This is a genomic window from Serratia ureilytica, from assembly GCF_013375155.1.
In the GTDB taxonomy this organism is placed as follows: Bacteria; Pseudomonadota; Gammaproteobacteria; order Enterobacterales; family Enterobacteriaceae; genus Serratia; species Serratia ureilytica.
Genome location: NZ_JABXOF010000014.1, coordinates 78,896 through 105,572, shown reverse-complemented (window position 1 = coordinate 105,572; position 26,677 = coordinate 78,896). Strand labels below are relative to the sequence as shown.

Genomic DNA, 26,677 nt, shown 5'->3' with positions numbered 1-26,677 from the left:
TTAAAGGAGTGATTGGGTTTCCGGGAAGCCGAAACGGATATTCAGGCATTGCACCGCCTGCGCCGCCGCGCCTTTCAGCAGATTGTCTTCCACCGCCACGGCGATCAGATGCTCGCCCTGCACCGCAAAACCGATGTCGCAGAACGGCAGCCCCACCACCGATTTCAGCGCCGGCACGCCCTGGTCGTACAGCCGCACCAGCGGCTTGTCGTCATAGGCGGCATGATAGGCGGCCGCGACGTCCTGCGCGGTCACGCCGGCTTTCAGACGGCAGGTGATGGTTTCAAGGATGCCGCGCGGGAAATTGCCCAGGTGCGGCGTAAAGATGACCGGCACGCCCAGGTGTGCGGCGATCTCCGGCTGGTGCCGATGAGTGAAAATACCGTACGGCTGCAGGCTCACTTCGCAGAAGCTGGTGGTCATGCTGGCCTTGCGCCCGGCGCCGCTAACGCCGCTGGTGGCGTTGATCACCGGCCACTGATCCAGATTCAGCAGCTGTTTTTCGATCAACGGTTTCAGCGCCAGCTGCGCCGCCGTCGGGTAACAGCCCGGCACCGCGATCAGCTGCGCCTGTTTAATCTTGTCGCTCTGCCACTCCGCCAGGCCGTACACCGCCTGCTCCAGCAGAGCGCCATGCTGATGCTCGAAACCGTAGTACTGGCTATAAAAACCGGCGTCCTGCACGCGAAAGGCGCCGGACAGATCGAACACCACGCAGCCCGCCGCCAGGAAAGCCGGTGCGATATCGTGGCTGACTTCATGGGCGGTGGCGAGGAACACCACGTCAATGCCCTGCGCCGCCTTGGCGACGTCAGTCAACGGCTGCAGCGGCAGATCGACGATGCCTTTCAACTGGGGATGGAGATCGGAAAGCAACTTTCCTGCATCTGCACTTTGCGCTGAAACCGCTAAAGCGGTTATGTTCATGTGTGGGTGGCGATTCAGGTAAGCCGTGAGCTCCGCTCCGGCGTAACCGCTGGCACCAACGATCAGCGTATTCAACATGTGGCCTTTCACCTTCTAAACTGACGTGCGGTCGCTTGCGACCCAGGTAACAGGGCTAGCCAGCGTTGTTGCGCCGTTCACCCACGGAGCCAGGCGTTGATGCTTTTATAAACATCCGGGCATCGGGTTCCCTTACGCTTCGGCTTACTGTATTTTTATTCAAAATAAATGCATGAATATTGATACTATCCTAACCTAAGGCTGTCAACAGTGAAGATGAAATTACCTCCATTTATTGAGCTGTACCGGGCGTTGATCGCCACTCCGTCAATCAGCGCCACCGATGCCGGCCTCGATCAGAGCAATGAGGCGTTAATCAACTTGCTGGCCGGATGGTTTGCCGACCTGGGCTTTCGCGTCGACGTACAGCCGGTGCCGGAGTCGCGCCACAAATTCAACCTGCTGGCCAGCATCGGCGAAGGCAGCGGCGGCCTGCTGCTGGCCGGCCACACCGATACGGTGCCTTACGACGAAGGCCGCTGGACGCGCGATCCCTTCACCCTGACCGAGCACGACAACAAGCTCTACGGGCTGGGCACCGCCGACATGAAAGGCTTCTTCGCCTTTATTCTGGATGCGATGCGCGATATCGACGCGAGCAAGCTGACCAAGCCGTTGTACATTTTAGCCACCGCAGATGAAGAAACGACGATGGCCGGCGCGCGTTACTTCGCCGCCTCTACCGCCATTCGTCCGGATTTCGCCATCATCGGCGAGCCGACCTCGCTGCAGCCGGTGCGCGCGCACAAGGGCCACATGGCCAACGCCATTCGCATCGTCGGCCAGTCCGGCCACTCCAGCGATCCGGCGCGCGGCGTCAACGCCATCGATCTGATGCACGAGTCCATCGGCCGCCTGATGGAGCTGCGCAAGACCCTGCAGGAGCGCTACAACAACCCGGCGTTCGCCGTGCCTTATCCCACCATGAACTTCGGCCATATCAGCGGCGGCGACGCGGCCAACCGCATCTGCGCCTGTTGCGAACTGCACCTGGATATCCGCCCGCTGCCCGGCATGACGCTCGACAACATCAACGAACTGATGCATCAGGCGCTGGAGCCGGTAAGCCAACGCTGGCCGGGCCGCCTGACCATCGAAGAGCTGCACGCGTCGGTGCCGGGCTACGAGTGCCCGACCGACCACCGCATGGTGGCGGTGATCGAGGAGCTGCTGGGCACCCGCACGCAGGTGGTCAACTACTGCACCGAAGCGCCGTTCGTGCAACAGGTCTGCCCGACCTTGGTGCTCGGCCCCGGTTCCATCGATCAGGCCCACCAGCCGGACGAATACATCGACACCGCGTTTATCGAACCGACGCGCAAACTGTTGGGCCAGCTGGTCAATCACTTTTGCCGGCAATAAACCCGACATTTAACAGGGGAAATGCTTTATGCTTCCCCTAACTCAAAATAAGTAGAAAGCAGCGAAATAAGCCACGCTGATAACCCACGCGGCGTAATTAAATTTCAGAAAATGCGCCGATTTTGATGTTTTTTTGCTAAAAATAGTGTCAATTGACGATTGGACAGGAACGCGATGGGATCAGGCAGGCGGTCTGCGCCTGACGCGTGAAATTTATTTACAAGATAAAAATCATACATACAGAACTGGGTCAGGGGTTATATGAACGAACAATATTCGGCAATGCGCAGTAATGTCAGTATGCTCGGCAAATTGCTCGGCGATACCATCAAAGAAGCGCTGGGCGAGCATATTCTCGATCGCGTTGAGACCATCCGTAAGCTTTCCAAATCCTCACGCGCCGGCAACGAAGCGCATCGCCAGGAGCTGCTTTCTACCCTGCAGAACTTGTCCAACGACGAGCTGCTGCCGGTGGCGCGCGCCTTCAGCCAGTTCCTCAACCTGACCAACGTCGCCGAGCAGTATCACAGCATTTCGCCCAACGGCGAGGCCGCCAGCAACCCGGAAGCGCTGGCCCAACTGTTCAGCCGCCTCAAAGACAAAAAGCTCAGCGACAAAGAGCTGCAGCACGCGGTGTCGCAACTCTCCATCGAGCTGGTGCTGACGGCGCACCCGACGGAGATCACCCGCCGCACCCTGATCCACAAGCTGGTGGAGGTCAACACCTGCCTCAGCCAGCTCGATCACAACGATCTGGCCGACTACGAGCGCAACAAGATCATGCGCCGCCTGCGCCAGCTGGTAGCCCAGTCGTGGCACACCGATGAAATTCGCAAACACCGCCCTTCCCCGATCGACGAAGCCAAATGGGGTTTTGCCGTCGTGGAAAACAGCCTGTGGGAAGGCGTGCCGGCGTTCCTGCGCGAATTCAACGAACAGCTGGAAAACTCCATCGATTACAGCCTGCCGGTAGAAGCGGTGCCGGTGCGCTTCACCTCCTGGATGGGCGGCGACCGCGACGGCAACCCGAACGTCACCGCCGAAATTACCCGCCATGTGCTGCTGCTCAGCCGCTGGAAAGCCTGCGACCTGTTTACCCGCGACATCCAGGTGCTGGTCTCCGAGCTGTCGATGACCGAGTGCACCCCTGAGCTGCGCGCCCGCGCCGGCGGCGATGAGGTACAGGAGCCTTACCGCGAAATCATGAAGCAGCTGCGCAGCCAGCTGATGAGTTCCCAGGCTTATCTGGAAGGTCGCCTGAAGGGCGAACGCGTGCTGAAACCGCACGACCTGCTGGTGAACAACGAGCAGCTGTGGGAGCCGCTGTATGCCTGCTACCAGTCGCTGCAGGCCTGCGGCATGGGCATCATCGCCAATGGTCAACTGCTGGATACCCTGCGCCGCGTGCGCTGCTTCGGCGTGCCGCTGGTGCGCATCGACGTGCGTCAGGAGAGCACCCGCCATACCGAAGCCATCGCCGAGCTGACCCGCTATCTGGGGCTGGGCGACTATGAAAGCTGGTCGGAAGCCGATAAACAGGCGTTCCTGATCCGCGAACTGAACTCCAAACGCCCGCTGGTGCCGCTGAAATGGCAACCGAGCGCCGACACGCAGGAAGTGCTGGAAACCTGCCGGGTGATTGCCGAAGCGCCGCAGGGCTCGATCGCCGCCTATGTGATTTCTATGGCGCGCACGCCTTCCGACGTGCTGGCGGTGCACCTGCTGCTGAAAGAGGCCGGCTGCCCGTTCGCGCTGCCGGTCGCCCCGCTGTTCGAAACCCTCGACGACCTGAACAACGCCGACGACGTAATGACCCAGTTGCTGAACATCGACTGGTATCGCGGCTTCATCCAGGGCAAACAGATGGTGATGATCGGCTATTCCGACTCGGCGAAAGACGCCGGCGTGATGGCCGCTTCCTGGGCGCAGTACCGCGCGCAGGACGCGCTGATCAAAACCTGTGAAAAGGCCGGCGTGGCGCTGACGCTGTTCCACGGCCGCGGCGGTTCCATCGGCCGCGGCGGCGCTCCGGCGCATGCGGCGCTGCTGTCGCAGCCGCCGGGCAGCCTGAAGGGCGGCCTGCGCGTCACCGAACAGGGCGAGATGATCCGCTTCAAGTTCGGCCTGCCGGAAGTCACCATCAGCAGCCTGGCGCTGTATGCCGGCGCGATCCTCGAGGCCAACCTGCTGCCGCCGCCGGAACCGAAGAAAGAATGGCGGGCGCTGATGGACGACCTGTCCGAGACCTCCTGCCGAATGTATCGCGGCTACGTGCGTGAAAACCCGGACTTCGTGCCTTACTTCCGCGCGGCCACGCCGGAGCTGGAGCTGGGCAAACTGCCGCTGGGCTCACGCCCGGCCAAGCGCAAGCCGAACGGCGGCGTAGAGAGCCTGCGCGCCATTCCGTGGATCTTCGCCTGGACGCAGAACCGCCTGATGCTGCCGGCCTGGCTCGGCGCCGGCGCCGGATTGCAGGAAGCGGTGAAAGCCGGCAAACAGGCGGAGCTGGAGGCGATGTGTCGCGACTGGCCGTTCTTCTCCACCCGCATCGCCATGCTGGAAATGGTGTTCGCCAAAGCCGACCTGTGGCTGGCGGAATACTACGATCAGCGCCTGGTGGATAAATCGCTGTGGCCGCTGGGCCAACAGCTGCGCGATCAGTTGGAAAGCGACATCAAGGTGGTGCTGACCATCGCCAACGATGCGCACCTGATGGAAGACCTGCCGTGGATCGCCGAATCCATCGCGCTGCGCAACGTCTATACCGACCCGTTGAACGTCTTGCAGGCCGAATTGCTGCACCGTTCGCGCCAGCAGGAGCAGCCGGACGCCCGCGTGGAGCAGGCGCTGATGGTTACCATCGCCGGCGTCGCCGCCGGGATGCGCAACACCGGCTAGTGAGCCTCATCGCGGCCCCGTTTACCGGGGCCGTTTTTTTTATGTCTCCCCCACAAAAAAAGGGCGCCGCGGTAAAGCGGCGCCCTTTTCAATGGAGCAAGCCCGTCAGGCGGCGGCCACCGGGCGCACGCCCAGCGTGTGGCAGATGGCGTAGCTCATCTCGGCGCGGTTCAGCGTATAGAAGTGGAAATCTTTCACCCCTTCGCGGCTCAGGATCTTCACCATGTCCATGGCGATGTTGGCGCCGACCATTTTGCGGGTCTCCGCATCGTCGTCCAGCCCTTCGAACATGCTGGTCATCCAGCTTGGCACCCGCACGTTGGTCATGGTGGCGAAGCGCTGCAGCTGCTTGAAGTTGGACACCGGCAGAATGCCCGGCACGATTTCCACGTCGATACCGGCGGCGACGCAGCGGTCGCGAAAGCGCAGGTAGCTCTCAACGTCGAAGAAGAACTGGGTAATCGCGCGACTGGCGCCAGCATCGATCTTGCGTTTCAGGTTAATCAAATCGGCCTGGGCGCTCTTCGCCTCCGGGTGCACTTCCGGATAGGCGGCGACGGAAATGTCGAAGTCACCCACGTCTTTCAGCAGCGCCACCAGATCGGTCGCGTACATTTCCGGCTTGCCGCCGCCCGGCGGCAGATCGCCGCGCAGCGCCACGATATGGCGGATGCCGCTGTTCCAGTAATCGGTCGCGATGTCGCGCAGCTGCGCCGGGCTGGCGTCGATGCAGGTCAGGTGCGGCGCCGCCTCCAGGCCGGTGCGTTCCTTGATCCCTTTGATGATGCTGTGGGTGCGATCGCGCTCGCCGGAGTTGGCGCCGTAGGTGACGGAAACGAATTTAGGTTTGAGGATGCTCAGACGATCGATCGACTGCCACAGGGTCTCTTCCATCTCGCTGGTGCGTGGCGGGAAGAACTCGAATGATACGTTAATCTGGCCGTTCAACTCCGCCAGACTCTGATTCAGCGCTTCCCGCTGGTTTGCGTGGAAAAAACTCATACCCTGCTCACCTCTTATCGATCACTGTTTTTATTTCATCTTGATGAGCGTCTATACGTTTAGACGTCTAGATAGAAAATGCCGCATGTTGGCTAAAGAGTCAACAGGAAAATGAGGGGAATAAGATGATTAATCCTCACCCGCTCAACGAGGGAATTTCATGATCGCGACAAAGATAAGTATGGCAGGAAAAGCCAAGGGGCGCGGTGAGCCCGCGCCCGCAGAGGATTAAAGCAGCTGCGCCAATCGGTTAAGGTCTGACTGGATCGCGCCGGCGGTCACATCGCGGCCGGCGCCCGGCCCGCGGATCACCAGCGGATTATCGCGATACCAGCGGCTTTCGATGGCGAACACGTTGTCGCACGGCAGCAGCGAGGCCAGAGGATGCTCAGGGCGCACCGCCTCTACGCCGACCCGCGCCTTGCCGTTGGCGTCGAAACGCGCCACATGGCGCAGCACCAGGCCCATTTCGCTGGCGGCCTCAAAGCGCTGTTGCATCTGCTGATTCAGCGCCTCACCGTTCTCGAAGAACTGATCGACGGAGCCCAGCTCGCACCCCGCCGGCACCAGCGACTCGACCCGCACCTGGTTCGGTTCGATGTCGTAGCCCGCCTCGCGCGCCAGGATCACCAGCTTGCGCATCACGTCCTGGCCGGAGAGATCGACCCGCGGATCCGGTTCGGTCAGCCCCTGCTGCCAGGCCTGATCCACCAGCTCGGTGAACGGCACCGTGCCGTCATACTGCAGGAACAGCCAGGAGAGCGTGCCGGAGAAGATGCCGCTGATCGCCAGAATGCTGTCGCCGCTGTCGCGCAGATCGCGCACCGTGTGGTTGACCGGCAGGCCGGCGCCGACGGTGGCGTTATACAGCCAGTGGCGGCCGGTTTTGGCGAAGGCGTCGCGTATTTGGCGATAGCTGTCGCTGCACGAGGCCCCCGCCAACTTGTTGGCGCTGATCACGTGGAAACCGTAGCTGGCGAAATCCAGATACTGCCCGGCCAGCTCTTCGCTGGCGGTCACGTCGAGCACCACCAGATCGTCGAACGGGTGCGCGCGCATCCACAGGAACAGCGATTCTTCATCCAGCTCCTGCGCTTCGTCCTCAAAGAATGCCAGCGCGCGGCTGGCGTCCAGCCCGTCATAGTTCAGCAGGCTGCGGCGGCTGTCCACCACCCCCGCCAGGATAAATTCGAAGCCGCTGCGCGCGGAGATATTGGTCTGCTCACGGGCGAACAGCTCCAGCCAGCGCGACCCGATATTGCCCTTGCCGAACAGCACCAGACCGATGCGCTTCTCGGCGCGGAACAGGCTTTGGTGCAGCCCCTGGATCAGCAGCGCGGTCGGCCCCTGGCGCAATACCGCCACCAGGCTGATGCCATCTTCCGCCTGCCAGATAAACTCGACCGGCTGATCTTTCAGCTGCTGATAGAAACGGTGGCTGTGCAGCGGGTTCTTGCACACCCCGGCGCCGACCATCGCCACCAGCGCCAACCCTTCGCGCAGGCGCAGCTCGCCTGGCAGCACCGCGGCCTGCAGCGTCGCCAGCGCGCTGTTGACCACCTCGGAGGTGTAGCACAGCTGCACCAGGTTGCGGTCTGGGTGGATGCCCACCGCCAGCGGTTTGATCTGCGCGCGCTTGAGCACCAGATCCAACTCTTTCTGCGCCAGTTTGAAGTCATGCTGAGCGGCAACGTGCAGTTCAATCAGGCACACATCGTCGTGGCTGGTGACAATCTTGGCGCCGGTGCCGGAAGCCAATACGCGCTCAATGCGCGTCGAGCCCTGCTCCGGCTGATAGCTGCAGCGCAGCTGAAGATCGATATCGCTACCGGAGACCGGCTGCAGGGTACGGGTGTGCAACACCGGCGCAGCCAGACGCGCCAGCTCGCTGGCTTCGTCCAGACGCAGCAGCGGCAGCAGGCAGGCGTCTTTCACCTTGCGCGGATCGGCGCTGTAAACCCCGGCCACGTCGCTCCAGATGGTGACGCGCGCAGCGCCGGCCAGCGCGCCGACCTGAGTAGCGGAGTAGTCACTGCCGTTACGCCCCAACAGCACGGTTTCCCCGGCGTCGTTGCGCGAAATGAACCCGGTCACCACCAGGCGTTTACCCGGGTGTTGGGCCATCAATTGTTGCAACAGCGGGTAAGAACGGCCTTCATCCACCTGCGGCTGCGCGGCGCGCTCGGCGCGCAGGAAGTCACGCGCATCCAGCCAGGCCGCCTGCATGTCCAGGTGGTTGAGCACCGCCGCCATCAGGCGCGCCGACCAAATCTCGCCGTGCCCGACCACTTCGGCGTAGCACACCTCGTCGACATTGCCGTCCAGCAGCGCCGCCAGGCGTTCCAGATCCTGAATGAACTCGGCGATCAGCGGCTCGGCGCTTTCCGGCGGCAACAGGCCGCTGATAAGATCGCTGTGATAACGACGCAACGTCTGCTGCACCTGGTGCGCAGACAGGCGATCGCTCTGGCTGAGCTTCAGCCAGTTGATCAACTGGTTGGTGGTACTGCCGGCGGCCGATACCACCATCATGTCGCCCGGCTGGCTGTATTCCGCCATAATCCCGGCCACACGCAGATAACACTTCACATCCGCCAGACTGCTGCCGCCAAACTTGTGCAGTTGACGCCCGCTCACCGGCCCTGCTACAGCAATTGCATTCATGCTTACCTCGTTGCCGCCGCCTGGAAAGCGCGTTCCAGATCGGCAATCAAATCTTCACTGTCTTCAATACCCACGGAAATGCGCAGCAGGCTCTCGGAGATGCCGGCCGCTGCCCGCGCCTCCGCCGCCATGCCGGCGTGAGTCATGGTCGCTGCATGCGAGATCAGGCTTTCTACGCCGCCCAACGATTCTGCCAGAGTAAACAGCTCAAGGGCAGAGAGAAAACGGCGCAGCACCGCTTCATCGCCGTCCAGTTCAAAACTCAGCATCGCGCCGAAACCGCGCTGCTGACGACGGGCGATCTCATGCCCCGGATTCTCCGGCAGGGAAGGATGATACAGCTTTTTCACCAGCGGTTGCTGCTGTAAATAGTCAACAATCGCTTCAGCGTTTTGTTGCGCCGCCTTGATGCGTGGCGACAACGTGCGCATGCCGCGCAGCAACAGATAGCTGTCGAACGCGCCGCCGGTCACGCCGATGTTGTTCGCCCACCAGGCCAGCTCGACCGCCAGCTCAGGATCTTTGGCGATCACCGCGCCGGCCACCACGTCCGAATGCCCGTTCAGGTATTTGGTGCAAGAATGGACCACCAGATCGGCACCGAGTTCGATCGGCTGTTGCAGGGCCGGGCTGAGGAACGTGTTGTCCACCACCGTCAACGCGCCCGCCGCGTGCGCGGCAGCGCAGATCGCCGCGATGTCCACCACCCGCAGCAGCGGATTGCTGGGGCTTTCTATCAACACCAGCTTCGGCTTTTGCGCCAGCGCCTGTTGCAGGGCGGCCTCATTGCCTTGATCGACGAACAGCACGCGATAAGCGCCGCGCTTGCTCAGGCTGTCGAATAACCGATAGCTGCCGCCGTAACAGTCGTGCGGCGCCACCAGCAGATCGCCGGGCTTCAGCAGTACGGTGGTCACCAGATGGATCGCCGACATCCCGCTGCCGGTCATCACCGCGCCGGCGCCGCCTTCCAGCTCCGCCAACGCGCGCTGCACCACGTCGCGCGTCGGGTTGCCGCGGCGCGAGTAGTCATGAGCTCGGGGTTGATTGAAGTCGGTAAAGTTATAGGTGCTGGACAGATGAATCGGCGGGACAACGCAGCCGTACTGTTCGTCGTCGTTCAGGCCGCTGCGTACGGCAATCGTGGCTGGTTTACGCGTCATGGGCTCGCTCGGCTCTCGGTTCGGTGAATGAGGCCTAAAGAGTAATCGCAGGATTGATAGACGTCAATACATCTGGACATCTAAACTTCTTTGCGTATAGATTGAGCAATGACACAATACCCGCTAAAATTATGCCGATATGACATGACGATAAGATGTTAAGCGGCAATGCCTGGCCGAAGCGGGGCATTCAGTGACCCTGGTCGCGTAAAATTGACATTTATTTAGTGAGAACAGTGAAGATCGGGCATAATTGGCCGGTTTTTAGAATTTTGTAATTTTTCTGACAAAGTTAAGGTGTCCCATGGCTGAGTGGAACGGCGAGTATGTCAGCCCTTACGCTGAACACGGTAAAAAAAGCGAGCAAGTCAAAAAGATCACGGTATCCATTCCGCTGAAGGTCCTGAAAATCCTCACCGACGAACGGACCCGTCGCCAGGTGAACAACCTGCGCCACGCCACCAACAGCGAACTTCTGTGCGAAGCGTTTCTGCATGCCTTTACCGGCCAGCCGCTGCCGAACGATGAAGACCTGCGCAAAGAGCGCAGCGATGAAATCCCGGAAGCCGCAAAAGCGTTGATGCGCGAACTGGGTGTCGATCCCGATACCTGGGAATATTGAGAACCGCCCGGCGAACGCCGGCGGCAGAAAAGAAAAAAGGCGCCCAGGGCGCCTTTTTCATCGGTCGATAAGAAATCTTATTTCTTAGCGCCTGGTACGCTGAAACGCTTGTTGAAGCGGTCAACGCGGCCACCGGTAGCAACGTCACGCTGCTTGCCAGTGTAGAACGGGTGGCATGCGCCACAAACGTCCAGGTTCAGATCGTGGCCCACGGTGGAGCGGATCTTCATCACGTTACCGCAAGAGCAGTTAGCAGTAACTTCTTCGTATTTTGGGTGGATACCTTGTTTCATGGGAAACCTCAGTTAAGGCCGTGTCGCTATCCAGCCCTGTTTCGCCAGACACCACACGTGGTTGATAATAGAATTTTGGTATCGAATTATACCAAAGGCGGCAAATTATACAGCATTAGTCGGGGCGCGCAATCGGAACCGTACATTTGCCGATGCGCCGTGTAAACTGATGCCCACTTTTTTTCAATTTGGATGAGATCATGCCCGTCGTACACGTTGCTTTGCCGGTCCCCCTCGCCCGCACCTTCGACTATCTGCTGCCGCCCGGCATGCAGCCGGTGGCCGGCGCGCGCGTGGGCGTGCCCTGGGGCAAGCAGCATGCAATCGGCATCGTCACCGGCTGCAGCGACACCAGCGAACTGCCGTTGGACAAGCTCAAACCGATCGACAGCGTGATCGACACGGAATCGCTGTTCTCCCCCAGCCTGTGGCGCATCCTGCGCTGGGCCAGCGATTACTACCACTATCCCATCGGCGAAGTGCTGTTCCACGCGCTGCCGATCCTGCTGCGCCAAGGCAAACCGGCCGAGGCCGCGCCGCTGTGGCAGTGGTTCGCCACCGAAGAGGGGCGCGCCACGCCGCCCGAAAGCCTGAAACGCGCGCCGAAACAGCAGCAGGCGCTGGCGGCGCTGTTGCAACGCCCGGTCTATCGCCATCAGGTCAGCCAGCTTGAGCTGACGGAAAGCGCCCTGCAGGCGCTGCGCGCCAAAGGGCTGATCGATCTGCGCGCTCAGGTCGCGGCCACGCAGGACTGGCGCCCCAACTTTGCGGTGCTCGGCGAGCGGCTGCGGCTGAATACCGAACAGGCCACCGCCGTCGGGGCGATCCGAAGCGAAGATGAGCAGTTTGCCGCCTGGCTGCTGGCCGGGGTCACCGGCTCCGGCAAGACCGAGGTGTATCTCAGCGTGCTGGAAAACGTGTTGGCCAAAGGCCGGCAGGCGCTGGTGCTGGTGCCGGAAATCGGCCTGACGCCGCAAACCATCGCCCGCTTTCGCGAGCGCTTCAACGCGCCGGTGGACGTGCTGCACTCCGGGCTGAACGACAGCGAACGGCTGGCGGTTTGGCTGCGCGCGCGCAGCGGCGAAGCCGCGATCGTCATCGGCACCCGCTCGGCGCTGTTCACGCCGTTCCGGCAACTGGGCGTTATCATCATCGACGAAGAGCACGACAGCTCTTATAAACAGCAGGAAGGCTGGCGCTACCACGCCCGCGATCTGGCGGTGTTCCGCGCCCGGGAAGAAGATATCCCGATGGTGATGGGCTCCGCCACGCCGGCACTGGAAACGCTGCACAACGTGCAGCTGGGCAAATATCGCCAGTTGAAGCTCACCCAACGCGCGGGCAACGCCAAACCGGCGGCGCAGCATCTGATCGATCTGAAAGGGTTGCCGCTGAAGGTCGGCCTGTCGCAGCCGCTTTTGAAAAGCATGCAGCACCATTTAAAAGCCGGCAATCAGGTGATGCTGTTCCTCAACCGCCGCGGTTACGCCCCGGCGCTGCTGTGCCACGAGTGCGGCTGGATCGCCGAGTGCCAGCGCTGCGATCACTATTACACCTTCCACCAGCATCAGCGCCAGCTGCGCTGTCACCACTGCGACAGCCAGCGACCGGTGCCGCACCAATGCCCGCAGTGCGGCTCCACCCACCTGGTATCGGTCGGCGTCGGCACCGAACAGCTGGAACATGAGCTGGCGCCGCTGTTCCCCGACACGCCGATCACCCGCATCGATCGCGACACCACCAGCCGCAAAGGGTCGCTGGAGCAGCATCTGGCGGATATTCATCGCGGCGAAGCGCGCATTCTGATCGGCACGCAAATGCTGGCCAAGGGCCACCATTTTCCCGACGTCACGCTGGTGGCGTTGCTGGACGTGGACGGCGCGCTGTTCTCCGCCGACTTCCGCTCCGCCGAGCGTTTTGCTCAGCTCTATACCCAGGTCTCCGGGCGCGCGGGGCGAGCGGGCAAACAGGGTGAAGTGCTGCTGCAAACCCACCACCCGGAGCACCCGTTATTGCAGGTGCTGCTGCAACAAGGTTACGACGCCTTCGCCAAACAGACGCTAGCGGAGCGCAACAGCGTGTTTCTACCGCCCTACACCAGCCACATCATCGTGCGCGCCGAAGATCACGATAACCAACAGGCCCCGCTGTTCCTGCAGCAGCTGCGCAATCTGTTGGAAGCCAGTCCGCTTAAGGACGATTCGCTGTGGGTGATGGGCCCGGTGCCGGCGCTGCAGTCCAAACGCGGTGGCCGTTTCCGCTGGCAGCTGCTGCTGCAGCATCCGACACGGCGCGTCCTGCAACAGCTGATGAAAAGCTCGCTGCCGCTGATCGGCACCCTGCCGCAAACGCGCAAGGTGAAATGGACGCTGGATGTCGATCCGATCGACAGCTGATCCCGGAAAAGTCCGATTTAGCTGCCGTCATGCAAACGTTTACCCTTTAAATTGCGAGTGAACGCTAAAAAACCTTCTCAGGTCACATTTTTTATGCAAATTAGGTAACAAAGGCGGGGCGTATTCTGTTTAGAATGTCTGCGAGGGCAAATTTTGTCGCCACATCGCAGCGCGACGGAGTGCTCGAACGCGAGTGGCGCTCAATGACAACAATCCCGCCACCGCATGCCGGACATTGTGAGCAAACAGCAGTAGTGGCGTCGGCATGGGGCTGACGCAAGGAGAAAGGCGTTGGAACACAAGAAAGAGTTATCCATGGCGACCATGAAAGACGTCGCCGAAATGGCGGGCGTTTCAACGGCTACCGTATCGCGTGCGCTGATGAATCCGGAAAAGGTGTCAACGCCAACGCGTCAGAAAGTGGAACAGGCCGTGCTGGCCGTGGGTTATTCTCCTCATGCTCTGTCACGCAATATCAAACGCAACGAATCTCGCACCATCCTGGTGATCGTGCCCGACATCTGCGATCCGTTTTTCGCGGATGTGATCCAGGGGATCGAACAGACCGCCGCCCAACAAGGCTATCTGGTGCTGATCGGCGACTGCGCGCAGCAGAACCAGCAAGAACGCACCTTCGTCAATCTGATCATCACCAAACAGATCGACGGCATGCTGCTGCTGGGCTCTAATCTACCGTTCGACGCCAGCAAGGAAGAGCAGCGCAACCTGCCGCCGATGGTGATGGCCAATGAGTTCGCGCCCGAGCTGGAACTGCCGACGGTGCATATCGACAACCTGACCGCCGCCTTTGAAGCCGTGCATTATTTGCATCAATTGGGCCACCGGCAGATCGCCTGCGTCGCCGGGCCGGAACAGATGCCGCTGAGCCATTATCGGCTGCAAGGTTATGTTCAAGCGCTACGCCGTAATGGCATTACCGTCGAAAGCAGCTATATTACCCGGGGTGATTTTACCTACGAAGCCGGCGCGCAAGCGCTGACCCAGTTGATGGCTCAGCCGAAACCGCCGACGGCGGTGTTCTGCCACAGCGACGTCATGGCGATCGGCGTGCTGTCCCAGGCGAAGAAAATGGGGCTGCGGGTACCGCAGGATCTGTCGATCGTCGGCTTTGACGACCTCAAGCTGGCGCAGTATTGCGATCCGCCGCTGACCACGGTGGCGCAGCCGCGCTTCCAGATCGGCCAGCAGGCGATGTTGTTGCTGTTGGAGCAGTTGAACGGCCAGACGGTGGCCAGCGGCTCCCGACTCTTGGACAGTGAATTGATTATCAGAGGCAGCACCGCTGCTCCGAAACGCTAGTCAAATATTTTAGGGTTCAGTAACATGACGGACTTATCCTCTCATCAGGACACAGCGGAATAATAGTGGCACAAAAAGACTATGTAAGCCGTGGGCGCGCAGCAGGAGCTAAGCGCAAAACCCCCAGCCGTAAAAAACGCAGTTCTCCGAAGGTTTCCAAAACCGTGCTGGCGTTAGCCGTCGCGTTGCTGGTTGTCTTTGTCGGTGGCCTCTATTTCATTACGCACAACAAGCCGGAAGACGCGCCGTTGTTGCCTGCGCACACCACTCGCCCAGGCAACGGCCTGCCGCCGAAGCCGGAAGAGCGCTGGCGCTATATCAAAGAGCTGGAAAACCGACAGATCGGCGTGCAAACCCCGACCGAACCGACGGCCGGCGGCGAGCTCAATTCCAAAACTCAGCTGACCGCCGAACAACGGCAACTGCTGGAGCAGATGCAGGCCGACATGCAACAGCGCCCGACGCAGCTGAATGAAGTGCCGTATAACGATCCGGGCCAGGCCAACGCGCGCGGCAACCGCCAGCAGCAGATGCAACAACCGCAAATGCAGCAGCAGCCGGTACAGCAACAGCAGCAGGTCACTCAGGCGCCGCGCAACCCGTTCAACAACGGGGCCACCACCGCGCCGGTGCAGCAGCACCAGCAGCCGAAGCAAGTCACCCCGCCGCCGGCGCAGGTGAAACAGCCTGAGCCGAAGCCGCAACCGAAGCCGGAGCCCAAACCGGAAGTGAAACAGGAAACGGCCAAGCAGGACACCAAACCGGAATCGAAACAGAAGTGGATGGTGCAATGCGGTTCGTTCCGCGCCACCGATCAGGCTGAATCCGTGCGTGCGCGCCTGGCGTTCGAGGGCATCGAGAGCCGCATCACCGCCGGTGGCGGTTGGAATCGCGTGGTGCTCGGCCCCTACAGCAGCCGCGCCGCAGCGGACAAAACCCTTTCGCGCCTGAAGGGCGTCGGCATGTCGAGTTGCATTCCCCTCTCCGTTGGGGGTTGAAAAGCGTCAATCCCCCCCCATCTATACTCTCAATATGCCTCGTAGCGTCTGCGAAAGCAGGCGCTGCGGGGACTTCTTTCCGTCTTTAACGAGGGTCTGCTCGTGACAACAATTGTAAGCGTACGCCGCAACGGCCAGGTCGTCATCGGTGGTGATGGCCAGGCAACCCTGGGTAATACGGTGATGAAGGGTAACGTCAAGAAAGTGCGTCGCCTGTATAACGACAAAGTGATCGCCGGTTTCGCCGGTGGCACCGCTGACGCCTTCACGCTGTTTGAACTGTTTGAACGCAAACTGGAAATGCATCAGGGCCACCTGGTGAAAGCCGCCGTCGAGCTGGCGAAAGACTGGCGCACCGACCGCATGCTGCGCAAGCTCGAAGCGCTGCTGGCGGTCGCCGATGAAACCGCCTCGCTGATCATCACCGGCAACGGCGATGTGGTGCAGCCGGAAAACGATCTGATCGCCATCGGCTCCGGCGGCCCGTACGCCCAGGCCGCCGCCCGCGCCATGTTGGAAAATACCGAGCTGAGCGCCCGCGACATCGTTGAGAAATCCCTCAACATCGCCGGCGACATCTGTATTTACACCAACCATTTCCACACCATTGAAGAATTGCCTTCCAAAGCGTAAGGATCGAATACCATGTCTGAAATGACCCCGCGCGAGATCGTCAGCGAACTGGACAGCTATATCATTGGCCAAAACAAGGCCAAACGCGCTGTCGCCATTGCCCTGCGCAACCGCTGGCGCCGGATGCAGCTCAACGAGATGCTGCGTCACGAAGTGACCCCGAAAAACATTCTGATGATCGGCCCGACCGGCGTCGGTAAAACCGAAATCGCCCGCCGTCTGGCGAAGCTGGCCAACGCGCCGTTCATCAAGGTTGAAGCCACCAAGTTCACCGAAGTGGGCTATGTGGGCAAAGAAGTGGACTCCATCATTCGCGATCTGACCGATGCCGCCATCAAAATGGTGCGCATGCAGTCGATCGAGAAAAATCGCACCCGTGCCGAAGAGTTGGCCGAAGAGCGCATTCTCGACGTGCTGATCCCGCCGGCCAAAAACAACTGGGGCCAGCCGGAAGAAGGCCAGGAACCGTCCGCCGCCCGCCAGGCATTCCGCAAGAAACTGCGCGAAGGCCAGCTGGATGACAAAGAGATCGAAATCGATCTGGCCGCCGCGCCGATGGGCGTGGAAATCATGGCGCCTCCGGGCATGGAAGAGATGACCAACCAGCTGCAGTCGATGTTCCAGAACCTCGGCGGCCAAAAGCAAAAACCGCGCAAGCTGAAGATCAAAGAAGCCTTCAAGCTGCTGGTGGAAGAAGAAGCCGCCAAGCTGGTGAACCCGGAAGAGCTGAAAGAGCAGGCGATCGAAGCGGTTGAGCAGCACGGCATCGTGTTTATCGATGAGATCGACAAAATCTGTAAGCGCGGCGGCCAAAGCTCCGGCCCGGACGTTTCCCGCGAAGGCGTGCAGCGCGATCTGCTGCCGCTGGTGGAAGGGTGCACCGTGTCCACCAAGCACGGCATGGTGAAAACCGACCACATTCTGTTCATCGCTTCCGGCGCGTTCCAGACCGCCAATCCGTCGGATCTGATCCCGGAACTGCAGGGCCGTCTGCCGATCCGCGTTGAGCTACAGGCGCTGACCACCGAAGACTTCGAGCGCATCCTGACCGAGCCGAGCGCGTCGCTGACCGAACAGTACAAAGCGCTGATGGGCACCGAAGGCGTCAATATCGAGTTCACCGCCGACGGCATCCGCCGCATCGCCGAAGCCGCGTGGCAGGTCAACGAAAGCACCGAGAACATCGGCGCGCGTCGTCTGCACACCGTGCTGGAGCGTCTGATGGAAGATATTTCCTACGATGCGAGTGAAATTAATGGCCAATCCATTACAATTGATGCGGATTACGTGCGCAGTCATCTGGATGAACTGGTGGCGGATGAAGATTTGAGTCGTTTTATCCTATAATCGCTCAATCATTGTCTTGTCAGTCATCTGTGTGGGAGGCATTGCCTCCCACAATTATTTCTAACGGACACCGCAACTTACTGACAGAAGCGAAACATGAGCTCATCAACCTCCACCACCCCGATTTCCGCATGGCTCGAAAGTCTACGCCCCCGCACCCTGCCGTTGGCCTTTGCCTCCATCGTGGTCGGCTCGGCGATCGCCGCCTGGCACGGCAGCCTGAAACCTGAAGTGGCGCTGCTGGCGCTGGTGACCGCCGGTCTGCTGCAGATCCTCTCCAACCTGGCGAATGACTACGGCGATGCGGTCAAAGGCAGCGACAAAGAAGATCGCATCGGGCCGTTGCGCGGCATGCAAAAGGGCATGATCACCCAGGCGCAGATGAAACGGGCGCTGGTGGTGACGGTAGTGCTGATCGCCATCGCCGGCTGTTCGCTGATCGCCGTCGCCTGCGAGCAACCCAGCGACGTGGTGGGCTTCCTGGTGCTGGGCGGGCTGTCTATCGTGGCGGCCATCACCTACACCGTCGGCAACAAACCCTACGGGTATTTGGGGCTGGGCGACATCTCGGTGCTGGTGTTCTTCGGCTGGCTGAGCGTGGCCGGCACCTACTATTTGCAGACGCACACCTTCGACAGCGTCGTGATGCTACCGGCCACCGCCTGCGGCCTGCTGGCGACGGCGGTACTCAACATCAACAATCTGCGCGATATCGAAAGCGATCGCGAAAACGGCAAGAATACGCTGGCGGTGCGTCTCGGCCCGCACAAGGCGCGCATTTACCACGCCCTGCTGCTCGGCGGCGCGGTGCTGTGTTTCGCGCTGTTTACGCTGTTCAACCTCCACAGCCTGTGGGGTTGGCTGTTCGTGCTGGCGATCCCGCTGCTGGTGCGCCACGGCCTGCGCGTGCTGCGCGATCCGACGCCGGTCGGCATGCGGCCGATGCTGGAGCATATGGTCAAGGCGGCGTTGCTGGCCAACCTGCTGTTCGCCATCGGCGTGGCGCTCAGTTAAAAACTGATGATTTTGCCAACAGGGCGAATAAAGGGATATACTGAACATTCCTGCGGCAAACAGACGTAAAATCCTATGAAATACGATACTTCCGAACTTTGCGACATCTATCATGAAGAGGTGAACGTTGTTGAACCTCTGTTCTCCAATTTTGGCGGGCGTACTTCATTTGGCGGGCAGATCACCACGGTGAAATGCTTTGAGGATAACGGCCTGTTATTCGATCTGCTTGAAGAAAACGGTCGCGGCCGCGTGCTGTTGGTCGACGGCGGCGGTTCGGTACGCCGGGCGCTGATCAACGCTGAACTGGCGCGCCTGGCCGCCCAGAACGAATGGGAAGGCATCGTGGTGTACGGCGCGGTGCGCCAGGTGGACGATCTGGAAGAGCTCGACATCGGCATTCAGGCGATGGCGGCGATCCCGGCGGGTGCCGTAAGCGAAGGCGTGGGCGAAAGCGATATCCGCGTCAACTTCGGTGGCGTCACCTTCTTCTCCGGCGACCACCTGTATGCCGACAACACCGGCATCATCCTCTCCGAAGACCCGCTCGACATCGAGTGATTTTCGGACATGAAAAAGGGCGCCTCAGGCGCCCTTTTCGTTGCTGCATGGCGTAAGGAATCAAACCTCTTCCATTTTGCCCAGCAGCGCGCGCAGGCGATCTTGCCATACGTGCTGTTCTTCTTTCAGCTGTTGGTTTTCGCGCACCAGCGCTTCGTGGTTGCCGGAGGCAGCCTGCACTTCCTGCGACAGAGAGTTGTTTTTGTCTTTCAGCTCTTCAATTTCCATCTGCAACAAGGTGATGGTATCAATCGCCTGCTGTACTTTTGCTTCCAGTTTCTCAAATACTTCAAATGACATGCTTCAGTCCCCTCATGATAGCAAGGCGTACATCTATAAGTAGCGGCCGCAACGTCGGCTGCAGCTACTGCGAATATTGCATCGCGCTCAGTGACGCGCGCCGTTACGGAAGGCGCGCCAGTCTCGACTCGTTAAAAACGATTGTAAGTAGCCAGTCTCCGCCTGTCTAGCAACATACCGGATCATCGCGCAGTCTGTTGCAATTTTCCTGCCCTCGCCATCAGTAAAAACTGAAAATCCCCGCCGCCGCCGCCGCGAGTTGTTAACGCCCCTCGCCAAACCACTGGTCAGATCACACTTTTATGGCTCAGAAAGAACACTGAACGACGCGAAATCGCTCAATTTTATGACGCGCCACACACATTTTGATTTCGCTATTTCTCGTTTATGTTCGTTAACGATAAATTTACATCACGTCCTCATTCAATAATTGGACGAGATGAAAAAAACTGTGCCCATAGGTCAGATGTATACCTGGCTGAGCCTATAAACCAACAACCGCCGTTTTGCAGGACACCAACATTATGAGCCAAACCACCAGTCCGACATTAAAAGGCCAGTGCATCGCCGAGTTCCTCGGCACGGCGCTGCTGATCTTCTTTGGCGTAGGCTGCGTTGCCGCACTGAAACTGGCGGGCGCCAGCTTCGGCCAGTGGGAAATCAGCATCATTTGGGGCCTCGGCGTCGCCATGGCCATCTATCTGACCGCCGCCATTTCCGGCGCGCATCTCAACCCGGCGGTCACCCTCGCCCTGTGGCTGTTCGCCTGCTTCGACGGGCGCAAAGTGGTGCCTTACATCATTGCGCAGATCGCCGGCGCCTTCTGCGCCGCCGCCCTGGTCTACGGGCTGTACTACAACCTGTTCTTCGACTTCGAAGCGGCTCACCATATGGTGCGCGGCAGCAACGAAAGCCTTGAACTGGCCGGCATCTTCTCGACTTACCCTAACGCGCACATCTCCGTCGGCCAGGCCTTCCTGGTAGAAATGGTGATCGCTGCGATCCTGATGTGCCTGATCCTGGCGCTGACCGACGACGGCAACGGCATTCCGCGCGGCCCGCTGGCGCCGCTGCTGATCGGTATTCTGATTGCCGTGATCGGCGCCTCCATGGGACCATTGACCGGCTTTGCGTTGAACCCGGCGCGTGACTTCGGGCCGAAACTGTTCGCCTACCTGGCCGGCTGGGGCAAAGTCGCCTTCACCGGCGCGCGCGACATCCCGTACTTCCTGGTGCCGATCTTCGCCCCTATCGTCGGCTGTGGCCTGGGCGCTTTCGGTTACCGCGCGCTGATTGGCCGCCACCTGCCGTGCGACGTCTGCGTGACGGAAGAAGAGCCCGACGCCAAGACCCAGCAGCGTAAAGCGTGATGGGTGCAGTTTTAAACGGTTAACAACAGCAGGATAATTACCATGACTGTAGAAAAAAAATACATTGTCGCACTCGACCAAGGGACCACCAGCTCACGCGCCGTCGTGCTCGATCACGACGCCAACATCGTTGCGGTATCGCAACGCGAATTCCCGCAGATCTATCCAAAGGCCGGCTGGGTTGAGCACGACCCGATGGAGATCTGGGCGTCGCAAAGCTCGACGCTGGTAGAAGTGCTGGCGAAGGCCGACATCAATTCCGATCAGATCGCCGGCATCGGCATCACCAACCAGCGCGAAACCACCATCGTCTGGGAAAAAGAGACCGGCAAGCCGGTCTACAACGCCATCGTCTGGCAGTGCCGCCGCACCGCCGACATCTGCGAGAAGCTCAAGCGCGACGGCCTGGAAGAGTACATCCGTCACAACACCGGCCTGGTGGTTGACCCCTACTTCTCCGGCACCAAGGTGAAATGGATCCTGGACAACGTCGAAGGCGCCCGCGAGCGTGCCAAGCGCGGCGAACTGCTGTTCGGCACCGTCGATACCTGGCTGGTGTGGAAGATGACCCAGGGGCGCGTACACGTCACCGATTACACCAATGCCTCACGCACCATGATGTTCAACATCCACGAGCTGGACTGGGACGAACGCATGCTGGAAGTGCTGGACATTCCGCGCGCCATGCTGCCGAAAGTCCGTCCTTCCTCCGAGGTATACGGCCAGACCAACATCGGCGGCAAGGGCGGCACGCGTATTCCTATCGCCGGTATCGCCGGCGACCAGCAAGCGGCATTGTACGGCCAGCTGTGCGTTCAACCGGGCATGGCGAAGAACACCTACGGCACCGGCTGCTTCCTGCTGATGAACACCGGCAAAGAAGCGGTGCGCTCGAAAAACGGTTTGCTGACCACCATCGCCTGCGGCCCGCGCGGCGAAGTGAACTATGCGCTGGAAGGCGCGGTGTTCATCGGCGGTGCGTCTATCCAGTGGCTGCGCGACGAGCTGAAACTGATCAGCGACGCCGCCGACTCCGAATATTTCGCCACCAAGGTGAAAGACAGCAACGGCGTCTATGTGGTGCCGGCCTTCACCGGCCTGGGCGCGCCCTACTGGGATCCGTATGCCCGCGGCGCCATCTTCGGCCTGACCCGCGGTGCCAACAGTAACCACATCATCCGCGCCACGCTGGAATCCATCGCCTTCCAGACGCGCGACGTGCTGGACGCCATGCAGGCCGACGCCAACACCCGCCTGCAATCGCTGCGCGTGGACGGCGGCGCGGTCGCCAACAACTTCCTGATGCAGTTCCAGTCCGATATCCTCGGCACCCGCGTAGAGCGCCCTGAAGTGCGTGAATCGACGGCGTTGGGCGCCGCGTTCCTGGCGGGCCTGGCCATCGGCTACTGGAACGATCTGGATGAAGTGAAGAGCAAAGCGGTGATTGAGCGTGAATTCCGCCCAAGCATCGAAACCACCGAACGCAACTACCGCTACAGCGGCTGGAAAAAAGCGGTGGCTCGCGCGCAGGCGTGGGAAGATCACGATTAAACCCAGCCTTGCCGTTACCCCCAAATTGCGCTGCCTGCGGGCGGCGCTTTTTTTTGCCCCGCCCCGCCGCCGCCGCGCTGTGATAGACTTTGCCGATATTTTCTTCCCTTTCTCACAGACAGGTTTGCCATGAAACGTGAATTAGCCATCGAATTTTCCCGCGTTACCGAAGCCGCCGCGCTGGCGGGCTACAAATGGCTGGGGCGCGGCGACAAGAACGCCGCCGACGGCGCGGCGGTCCACGCCATGCGCATCATGCTCAACAAGGTGGATATCGATGGCCGCATCGTGATTGGCGAAGGCGAGATCGACGAAGCGCCGATGCTGTATATCGGCGAGCAGGTCGGCAGCGGCCAGGGCGACGCGGTCGACATCGCGGTCGATCCGATCGAGGGCACCCGCATGACCGCCATGGGCCAGTCCAACGCGCTGGCGGTCTTGGCGGTGGGCGATCGCGGCACCTTCCTGCACGCGCCGGACATGTATATGGAGAAGCTGGTGGTCGGCCCGGCGGCGCGCGGCGCCATCGATCTCAATCTGCCGCTGGCGGAGAACCTGCGAAACGTCGCCGCGCGGCTGGACAAACCCTTGTCACAGCTGACGGTCATCGTGTTGGCCAAACCGCGCCACGACGGCGTCATCGCGCAGATGCAGCAGTTGGGCGTGCGGGTGTTCGCCATTCCTGACGGCGACGTGGCGGCCTCCATTCTCACCTGCATGCCGGAAAGCGAAGTCGATGTGATGTACGGCATCGGCGGCGCGCCGGAAGGGGTGATCTCCGCCGCGGTGATCCGCGCGCTGGACGGCGACATGCAGGCGCGTTTGCTGCCACGCCATGAAGTGAAAGGCGACAGCCCCGAGAACCGCCGCCTCGGCGAGCAGGAGCTGGCGCGCTGCCGTGAGATGGGCATCGAGGCCGGTCAGGTCTTGCGCCTGGACCAGATGGCGCGCAACGACAACGTCATCTTCTCCGCCACCGGCATCACCAAGGGCGATTTGCTGGAGGGCATCAGCCGCAAGGGCAACATGGCCACGACCGAAACGTTACTGATCCGCGGCAAGTCACGCACCCTTCGCCGTATCCGTTCGACCCACTATCTGGATCGCAAGGACCCGGCGCTGCACGAGTTTCTGCTGTAACGAAACAGGGCGCCGAAGGGCGCCCTGATGATTGATGACAAACCTCATGCCCTTGCCGGGTTGGCAGAGAGCAGCGAATAGAAAACAAGGAAAATCAATTTATTGATTTTCGGCTGCTCCCCGCAAAGGGGGAAAAACCACGCTTTTTCTTCCCTTTGTCAACGGTATGAGGGCGCCGAATGGCGCCCTGTCGTTATGCGGTGTGTCCCTGATGCTGCATCCGGTTGGACAGCGGCCACCAGCACAGCAGGATCAGCACCGCCATCGCGAACATCAGCAAGCCGAGGCTGAACTGCCCGGTTTGCGGCAGCATGGCGGAAAGCCAGGTCGCCAGACCGGAGCCCATGTTCTGCATGCCGCCCACCAACGCGCCCGCCGCGCCGGCCAGATAGGGGAACGGCTCCATCGCCCCGGTGGTCGCCAGCGGGAACAGCATGCCGGCGCCGAAGAAGAACAATGCAGCCGGCACGATCAGCGTCCAGATGTTCATTACGCCGAACCAGCCCGGGATCCACATCATCGCTCCCGCCAGCAGGCAGCTCAGCACCGAATGCCACATCAGGGTGTGGAAGGTCTTGCCGTCGCGCCCGGCGTACCAGGCGCCGAAAAACGCCGCCGGGATCGGCAGAATGAACAGGATACTGACGGTCAGGCCGCTCAGCCCCAACACACCGCCCATCAACACGCCGCAGCTGGCTTCAAATACCGCAATCCCCGCCAGCGCGCCGATCAGCATCACCAGATAGCAGCTGAAGGTGCTGTCGCTCAGCAGCTGGCGGAAACTAGCCAGCATGCGGCGTTTTTCCGTCTGGACCGGACGGGTCTCCGGCAGCCAGCGGAACATCGCGAAGGCGACGCAGGCGCACAGCGCCAGCAGGAAGGCATAGCAGGCTCGCCAGCCGAACACCATCGCCAACGCGCCGCCGATCACCGGCGCCAACAGCGGGCTGACCAAAATCCCCATATTCAGCAGGCTGTTGGCATAGCGCAGCGCGGTGCCGGCATACAAATCGCGCGGCATGGTGCGCGCCATCACGCCCGCCACGCCGGTGCCCATGCCCTGGATGGCGCTGGCGGCGACCAGCATCGTCAGGTTGGTGGACAGCAGCGCGCCCAGCGCCCCCACCAGGAAGATCATCATGCCGGTCAGGATCACCGGACGGCGCCCGATACGATCCGATATCGGCCCGTAAATCAGCTGGGAGAAACCGTAGGTCAGCAAATACGCCGCCATCACCCGCTGCACGGCGCCGGTGCGCACCGACAGATCGTGAGCGATGTCAGCAATAACGGGAACATAAATGGTTTGCGCCATCTGACCGACGGCGACCAACAGGATAAGCATCACCAGCAGGTGAAAGTTCTCTAGTTTTCTCATTATCTTCGTTAACGTTTCAACTCGTCACAGCGTCCCGGTATGGCCGTTGCAGCAGCCAGAACGGCGAGCAGCCCTCTATGGCGGCATAAGCTAATCAAATCTGATTTTTTTAGCGAGTTTCAGACAAATATTGATCCAGGTCACACTGGCAGCAAACCCGACCAGGCTCGTAAATTAAACTGTACGTCTAACGCTTTGGGGGTAAAAATTAGCGCGTTTGCAGTAGCTGCGCTTTAGCATTTAATCGATAATTATTTTCATCAACTTGAAATAAAATAACACCATAGGGATTTGGTTCATGAAAACACCTGAGCTGATTTTATTGCAGTTAAAGGCTCTCGGCCCGCACTCTGCCAAAATGCTGGCGGAGCGTCTGGACATCACGCCGATGGGCATCCGACAACATCTGCAATCCCTGGAAAAACGTGAGCTGGTTTGTTACGAAGAAGCGCGCAGCAAGGTCGGCCGTCCGACGCGCTACTGGTCGCTGACCGAGCGGGGGCACGCCTACACGGCCGACGATCAGGAGCGACTGCGGGAATCCGCGCTGCAGCTGTTTGGCTGTGCCGGCGTGGAACCGTTGCTCACCGCGCGCGAAGAGCAGCTTTATCTGCGCTATGCCGAAGAGCTGTCCGCCGAGCGCAGCCATCAGGATCGGCTAATCCGCCTGGTTCGCCTGCGGCAACACGACGGTTACATGGCCGAATTGCTCGATCATCCGCACGGTGCGCTGCTGGTGGAAAACCACTGTCCGATCGGCGTGGCCGGTTCCAACTGCAGCAGCCTGTGCAATTCCGAGCTGCAGCTGTTTCACCGGCTGTTCGGCAACGACTACCGGGTAGAGCGCACCGCGCACGCCATTTCCGGCTCACGACATTGTGCTTATTTGATTCGACCACGGGAGCTTTAGAGTATGGCTGAATGGGTAAACGGCAAGGTTACGCAGGTAAAACAATGGACCGACGGGCTGTTCAGCCTGGTGGTCAATGCCCCCATCGATCCTTTCACCGCCGGGCAATTCGCCAAGCTGGCGCTGGAGATCGACGGTGAACGGGTGCAGCGCGCCTACTCCTACGTCAATGCCCCCGATGACGCCAACCTGGAGTTCTATCTGGTCACGGTGCCGGAAGGTAAACTGAGCCCGCGCCTCAATCAGCTGCAGCCGGGATCGGACCTGATGGTGACCAAAGAAGCCGCCGGCTTCTTCGTGCTGGACGAGGTGCCCGACTGCGACACGCTGTGGATGCTGGCGACCGGCACCGCCATCGGCCCCTATTTATCGATTCTGCAGCAAGGCGCCGGCCTTGAGCGCTTTAACAACCTGGTGCTGGTGCACGCCGCGCGTTTTGCGCGCGACCTGAGCTACCTGCCGCTGATGCAGCAACTGCAGCAACGCTACAACGGCAAGCTGCGTATCCAGACCGTCGTCAGCCGTGAAGAGACGCCCGGCTCACTGACCGGCCGCGTGCCGGCGCTGATCGAGGACGGCCGACTGGAAGCGGCGATCGGCTTGACCATCGACGCCGAAACCAGCCACGTGATGCTGTGCGGCAACCCGCAAATGGTGCGAGATACGCAGCAAACGCTGAAAGACCAACACCAGATGCGCAAGCACCTGCGCCGCAAGCCGGGCCATATCACCAGCGAACACTACTGGTAA

At 60.6% G+C, this 26,677-nt stretch carries 22 protein-coding genes; 15 read left to right on the top strand and 7 right to left on the bottom strand.

Features of this window, described 5'->3' with window-relative positions:
• A complete protein-coding gene (gene argC / locus HWW83_RS23030; RefSeq protein WP_047025846.1) occupies nt 1-1,005 on the bottom strand; it encodes an N-acetyl-gamma-glutamyl-phosphate reductase in 1,005 nt (334 codons plus the stop codon).
• Nucleotides 1,006-1,221: 216 nt separating this feature from the next.
• On the opposite strand from argC, the gene argE reads away from it, so the two are divergent.
• A complete protein-coding gene (gene argE, locus HWW83_RS23025; RefSeq protein WP_047575442.1) occupies nt 1,222-2,367 on the top strand; it encodes an acetylornithine deacetylase in 1,146 nt (381 codons plus the stop codon).
• A gap of 261 nt (nt 2,368-2,628) precedes the next feature.
• Nucleotides 2,629-5,265, top strand: coding sequence for a phosphoenolpyruvate carboxylase (ppc, locus tag HWW83_RS23020; RefSeq protein ID WP_004931070.1), 2,637 nt, complete (start codon nt 2,629-2,631; stop codon nt 5,263-5,265).
• Nucleotides 5,266-5,370: 105 nt separating this feature from the next.
• On the opposite strand, the gene metF is transcribed toward ppc, so the two are convergent.
• From metF to metB, 3 genes are all read right to left on the bottom strand, one after another.
• The gene (metF, locus tag HWW83_RS23015; protein WP_033645217.1) at nt 5,371-6,267 is read right to left on the bottom strand and encodes a methylenetetrahydrofolate reductase; all 897 of its coding nucleotides are present in this window, start codon (nt 6,265-6,267) and stop codon (nt 5,371-5,373) included.
• A gap of 228 nt (nt 6,268-6,495) precedes the next feature.
• The gene (locus tag HWW83_RS23010; RefSeq protein ID WP_033645216.1) at nt 6,496-8,931 is read right to left on the bottom strand and encodes a bifunctional aspartate kinase/homoserine dehydrogenase II; all 2,436 of its coding nucleotides are present in this window, start codon (nt 8,929-8,931) and stop codon (nt 6,496-6,498) included.
• A 2-nt stretch (nt 8,932-8,933) separates the two neighbouring features.
• Entirely contained in the window at nt 8,934-10,094 is a 1,161-nt protein-coding gene (metB, locus tag HWW83_RS23005; protein ID WP_033645215.1) for a cystathionine gamma-synthase, read from the bottom strand.
• Nucleotides 10,095-10,398: 304 nt separating this feature from the next.
• Here metB and metJ point away from each other — a divergent pair, with 304 nt between their 5' ends.
• Entirely contained in the window at nt 10,399-10,716 is a 318-nt protein-coding gene (gene metJ, locus HWW83_RS23000; protein ID WP_004931076.1) for a met regulon transcriptional regulator MetJ, read from the top strand.
• A gap of 77 nt (nt 10,717-10,793) precedes the next feature.
• On the opposite strand, the gene rpmE is transcribed toward metJ, so the two are convergent.
• Nucleotides 10,794-11,009, bottom strand: a complete 216-nt coding sequence (gene rpmE, locus HWW83_RS22995) for a 50S ribosomal protein L31 (protein ID WP_004931078.1) — start codon at nt 11,007-11,009, stop codon at nt 10,794-10,796.
• A gap of 200 nt (nt 11,010-11,209) precedes the next feature.
• Between rpmE and priA the strand changes: the two genes are divergently transcribed.
• The 7 genes from priA to rraA all read left to right on the top strand — a co-directional run bounded on the left by priA (nt 11,210) and on the right by rraA (nt 19,278).
• On the top strand, nt 11,210-13,405 hold the full coding sequence (gene priA, locus HWW83_RS22990) for a primosomal protein N' (protein ID WP_033645214.1): 2,196 nt from the start codon (nt 11,210-11,212) through the stop codon (nt 13,403-13,405).
• 291 nt (nt 13,406-13,696) lie between these two features.
• Nucleotides 13,697-14,725 carry a DNA-binding transcriptional regulator CytR gene (gene cytR, locus HWW83_RS22985; protein ID WP_025304661.1) on the top strand — a complete coding sequence of 343 codons (1,029 nt, stop codon included), beginning with the start codon at nt 13,697-13,699 and terminating at the stop codon, nt 14,723-14,725.
• 65 nt (nt 14,726-14,790) lie between these two features.
• A complete protein-coding gene (gene ftsN / locus HWW83_RS22980; RefSeq protein WP_033645213.1) occupies nt 14,791-15,723 on the top strand; it encodes a cell division protein FtsN in 933 nt (310 codons plus the stop codon).
• A gap of 102 nt (nt 15,724-15,825) precedes the next feature.
• Nucleotides 15,826-16,356 (top strand): ATP-dependent protease subunit HslV, encoded by a 531-nt coding sequence (gene hslV / locus HWW83_RS22975; protein ID WP_004931085.1) that lies wholly within the window; start codon nt 15,826-15,828, stop codon nt 16,354-16,356.
• Nucleotides 16,357-16,368: 12 nt separating this feature from the next.
• On the top strand, nt 16,369-17,703 hold the full coding sequence (gene hslU, locus HWW83_RS22970; protein ID WP_033645212.1) for an ATP-dependent protease ATPase subunit HslU: 1,335 nt from the start codon (nt 16,369-16,371) through the stop codon (nt 17,701-17,703).
• A gap of 96 nt (nt 17,704-17,799) precedes the next feature.
• Nucleotides 17,800-18,717, top strand: a complete 918-nt coding sequence (locus tag HWW83_RS22965) for a 1,4-dihydroxy-2-naphthoate polyprenyltransferase (RefSeq protein WP_033645211.1) — start codon at nt 17,800-17,802, stop codon at nt 18,715-18,717.
• A gap of 75 nt (nt 18,718-18,792) precedes the next feature.
• Nucleotides 18,793-19,278 (top strand): ribonuclease E activity regulator RraA, encoded by a 486-nt coding sequence (gene rraA, locus HWW83_RS22960; protein WP_004931090.1) that lies wholly within the window; start codon nt 18,793-18,795, stop codon nt 19,276-19,278.
• 60 nt (nt 19,279-19,338) lie between these two features.
• On the opposite strand, the gene zapB is transcribed toward rraA, so the two are convergent.
• Nucleotides 19,339-19,578, bottom strand: a complete 240-nt coding sequence (gene zapB, locus HWW83_RS22955) for a septal ring assembly protein ZapB (RefSeq protein ID WP_004931092.1) — start codon at nt 19,576-19,578, stop codon at nt 19,339-19,341.
• 524 nt (nt 19,579-20,102) lie between these two features.
• Here zapB and HWW83_RS22950 point away from each other — a divergent pair.
• From HWW83_RS22950 to glpX, 3 genes are all read left to right on the top strand, one after another.
• Entirely contained in the window at nt 20,103-20,948 is an 846-nt protein-coding gene (locus HWW83_RS22950) for an MIP/aquaporin family protein (protein ID WP_004931095.1), read from the top strand.
• 42 nt (nt 20,949-20,990) lie between these two features.
• The gene (glpK, locus tag HWW83_RS22945) at nt 20,991-22,499 is read left to right on the top strand and encodes a glycerol kinase GlpK (protein ID WP_025304664.1); all 1,509 of its coding nucleotides are present in this window, start codon (nt 20,991-20,993) and stop codon (nt 22,497-22,499) included.
• 129 nt (nt 22,500-22,628) lie between these two features.
• Nucleotides 22,629-23,639, top strand: a complete 1,011-nt coding sequence (gene glpX / locus HWW83_RS22940) for a class II fructose-bisphosphatase (protein ID WP_033645210.1) — start codon at nt 22,629-22,631, stop codon at nt 23,637-23,639.
• 193 nt (nt 23,640-23,832) lie between these two features.
• Here glpX and emrD read toward each other — a convergent pair whose 3' ends face one another.
• A complete protein-coding gene (emrD, locus tag HWW83_RS22935) occupies nt 23,833-25,017 on the bottom strand; it encodes a multidrug efflux MFS transporter EmrD (RefSeq protein WP_042785565.1) in 1,185 nt (394 codons plus the stop codon).
• Between the two features lie 298 nt (nt 25,018-25,315).
• On the opposite strand from emrD, the gene HWW83_RS22930 reads away from it, so the two are divergent.
• Nucleotides 25,316-25,927 (top strand): helix-turn-helix transcriptional regulator, encoded by a 612-nt coding sequence (locus HWW83_RS22930; protein ID WP_122004610.1) that lies wholly within the window; start codon nt 25,316-25,318, stop codon nt 25,925-25,927.
• A 3-nt stretch (nt 25,928-25,930) separates the two neighbouring features.
• Nucleotides 25,931-26,677 carry a ferredoxin--NADP(+) reductase gene (fpr, locus tag HWW83_RS22925; RefSeq protein WP_176589570.1) on the top strand — a complete coding sequence of 249 codons (747 nt, stop codon included), beginning with the start codon at nt 25,931-25,933 and terminating at the stop codon, nt 26,675-26,677.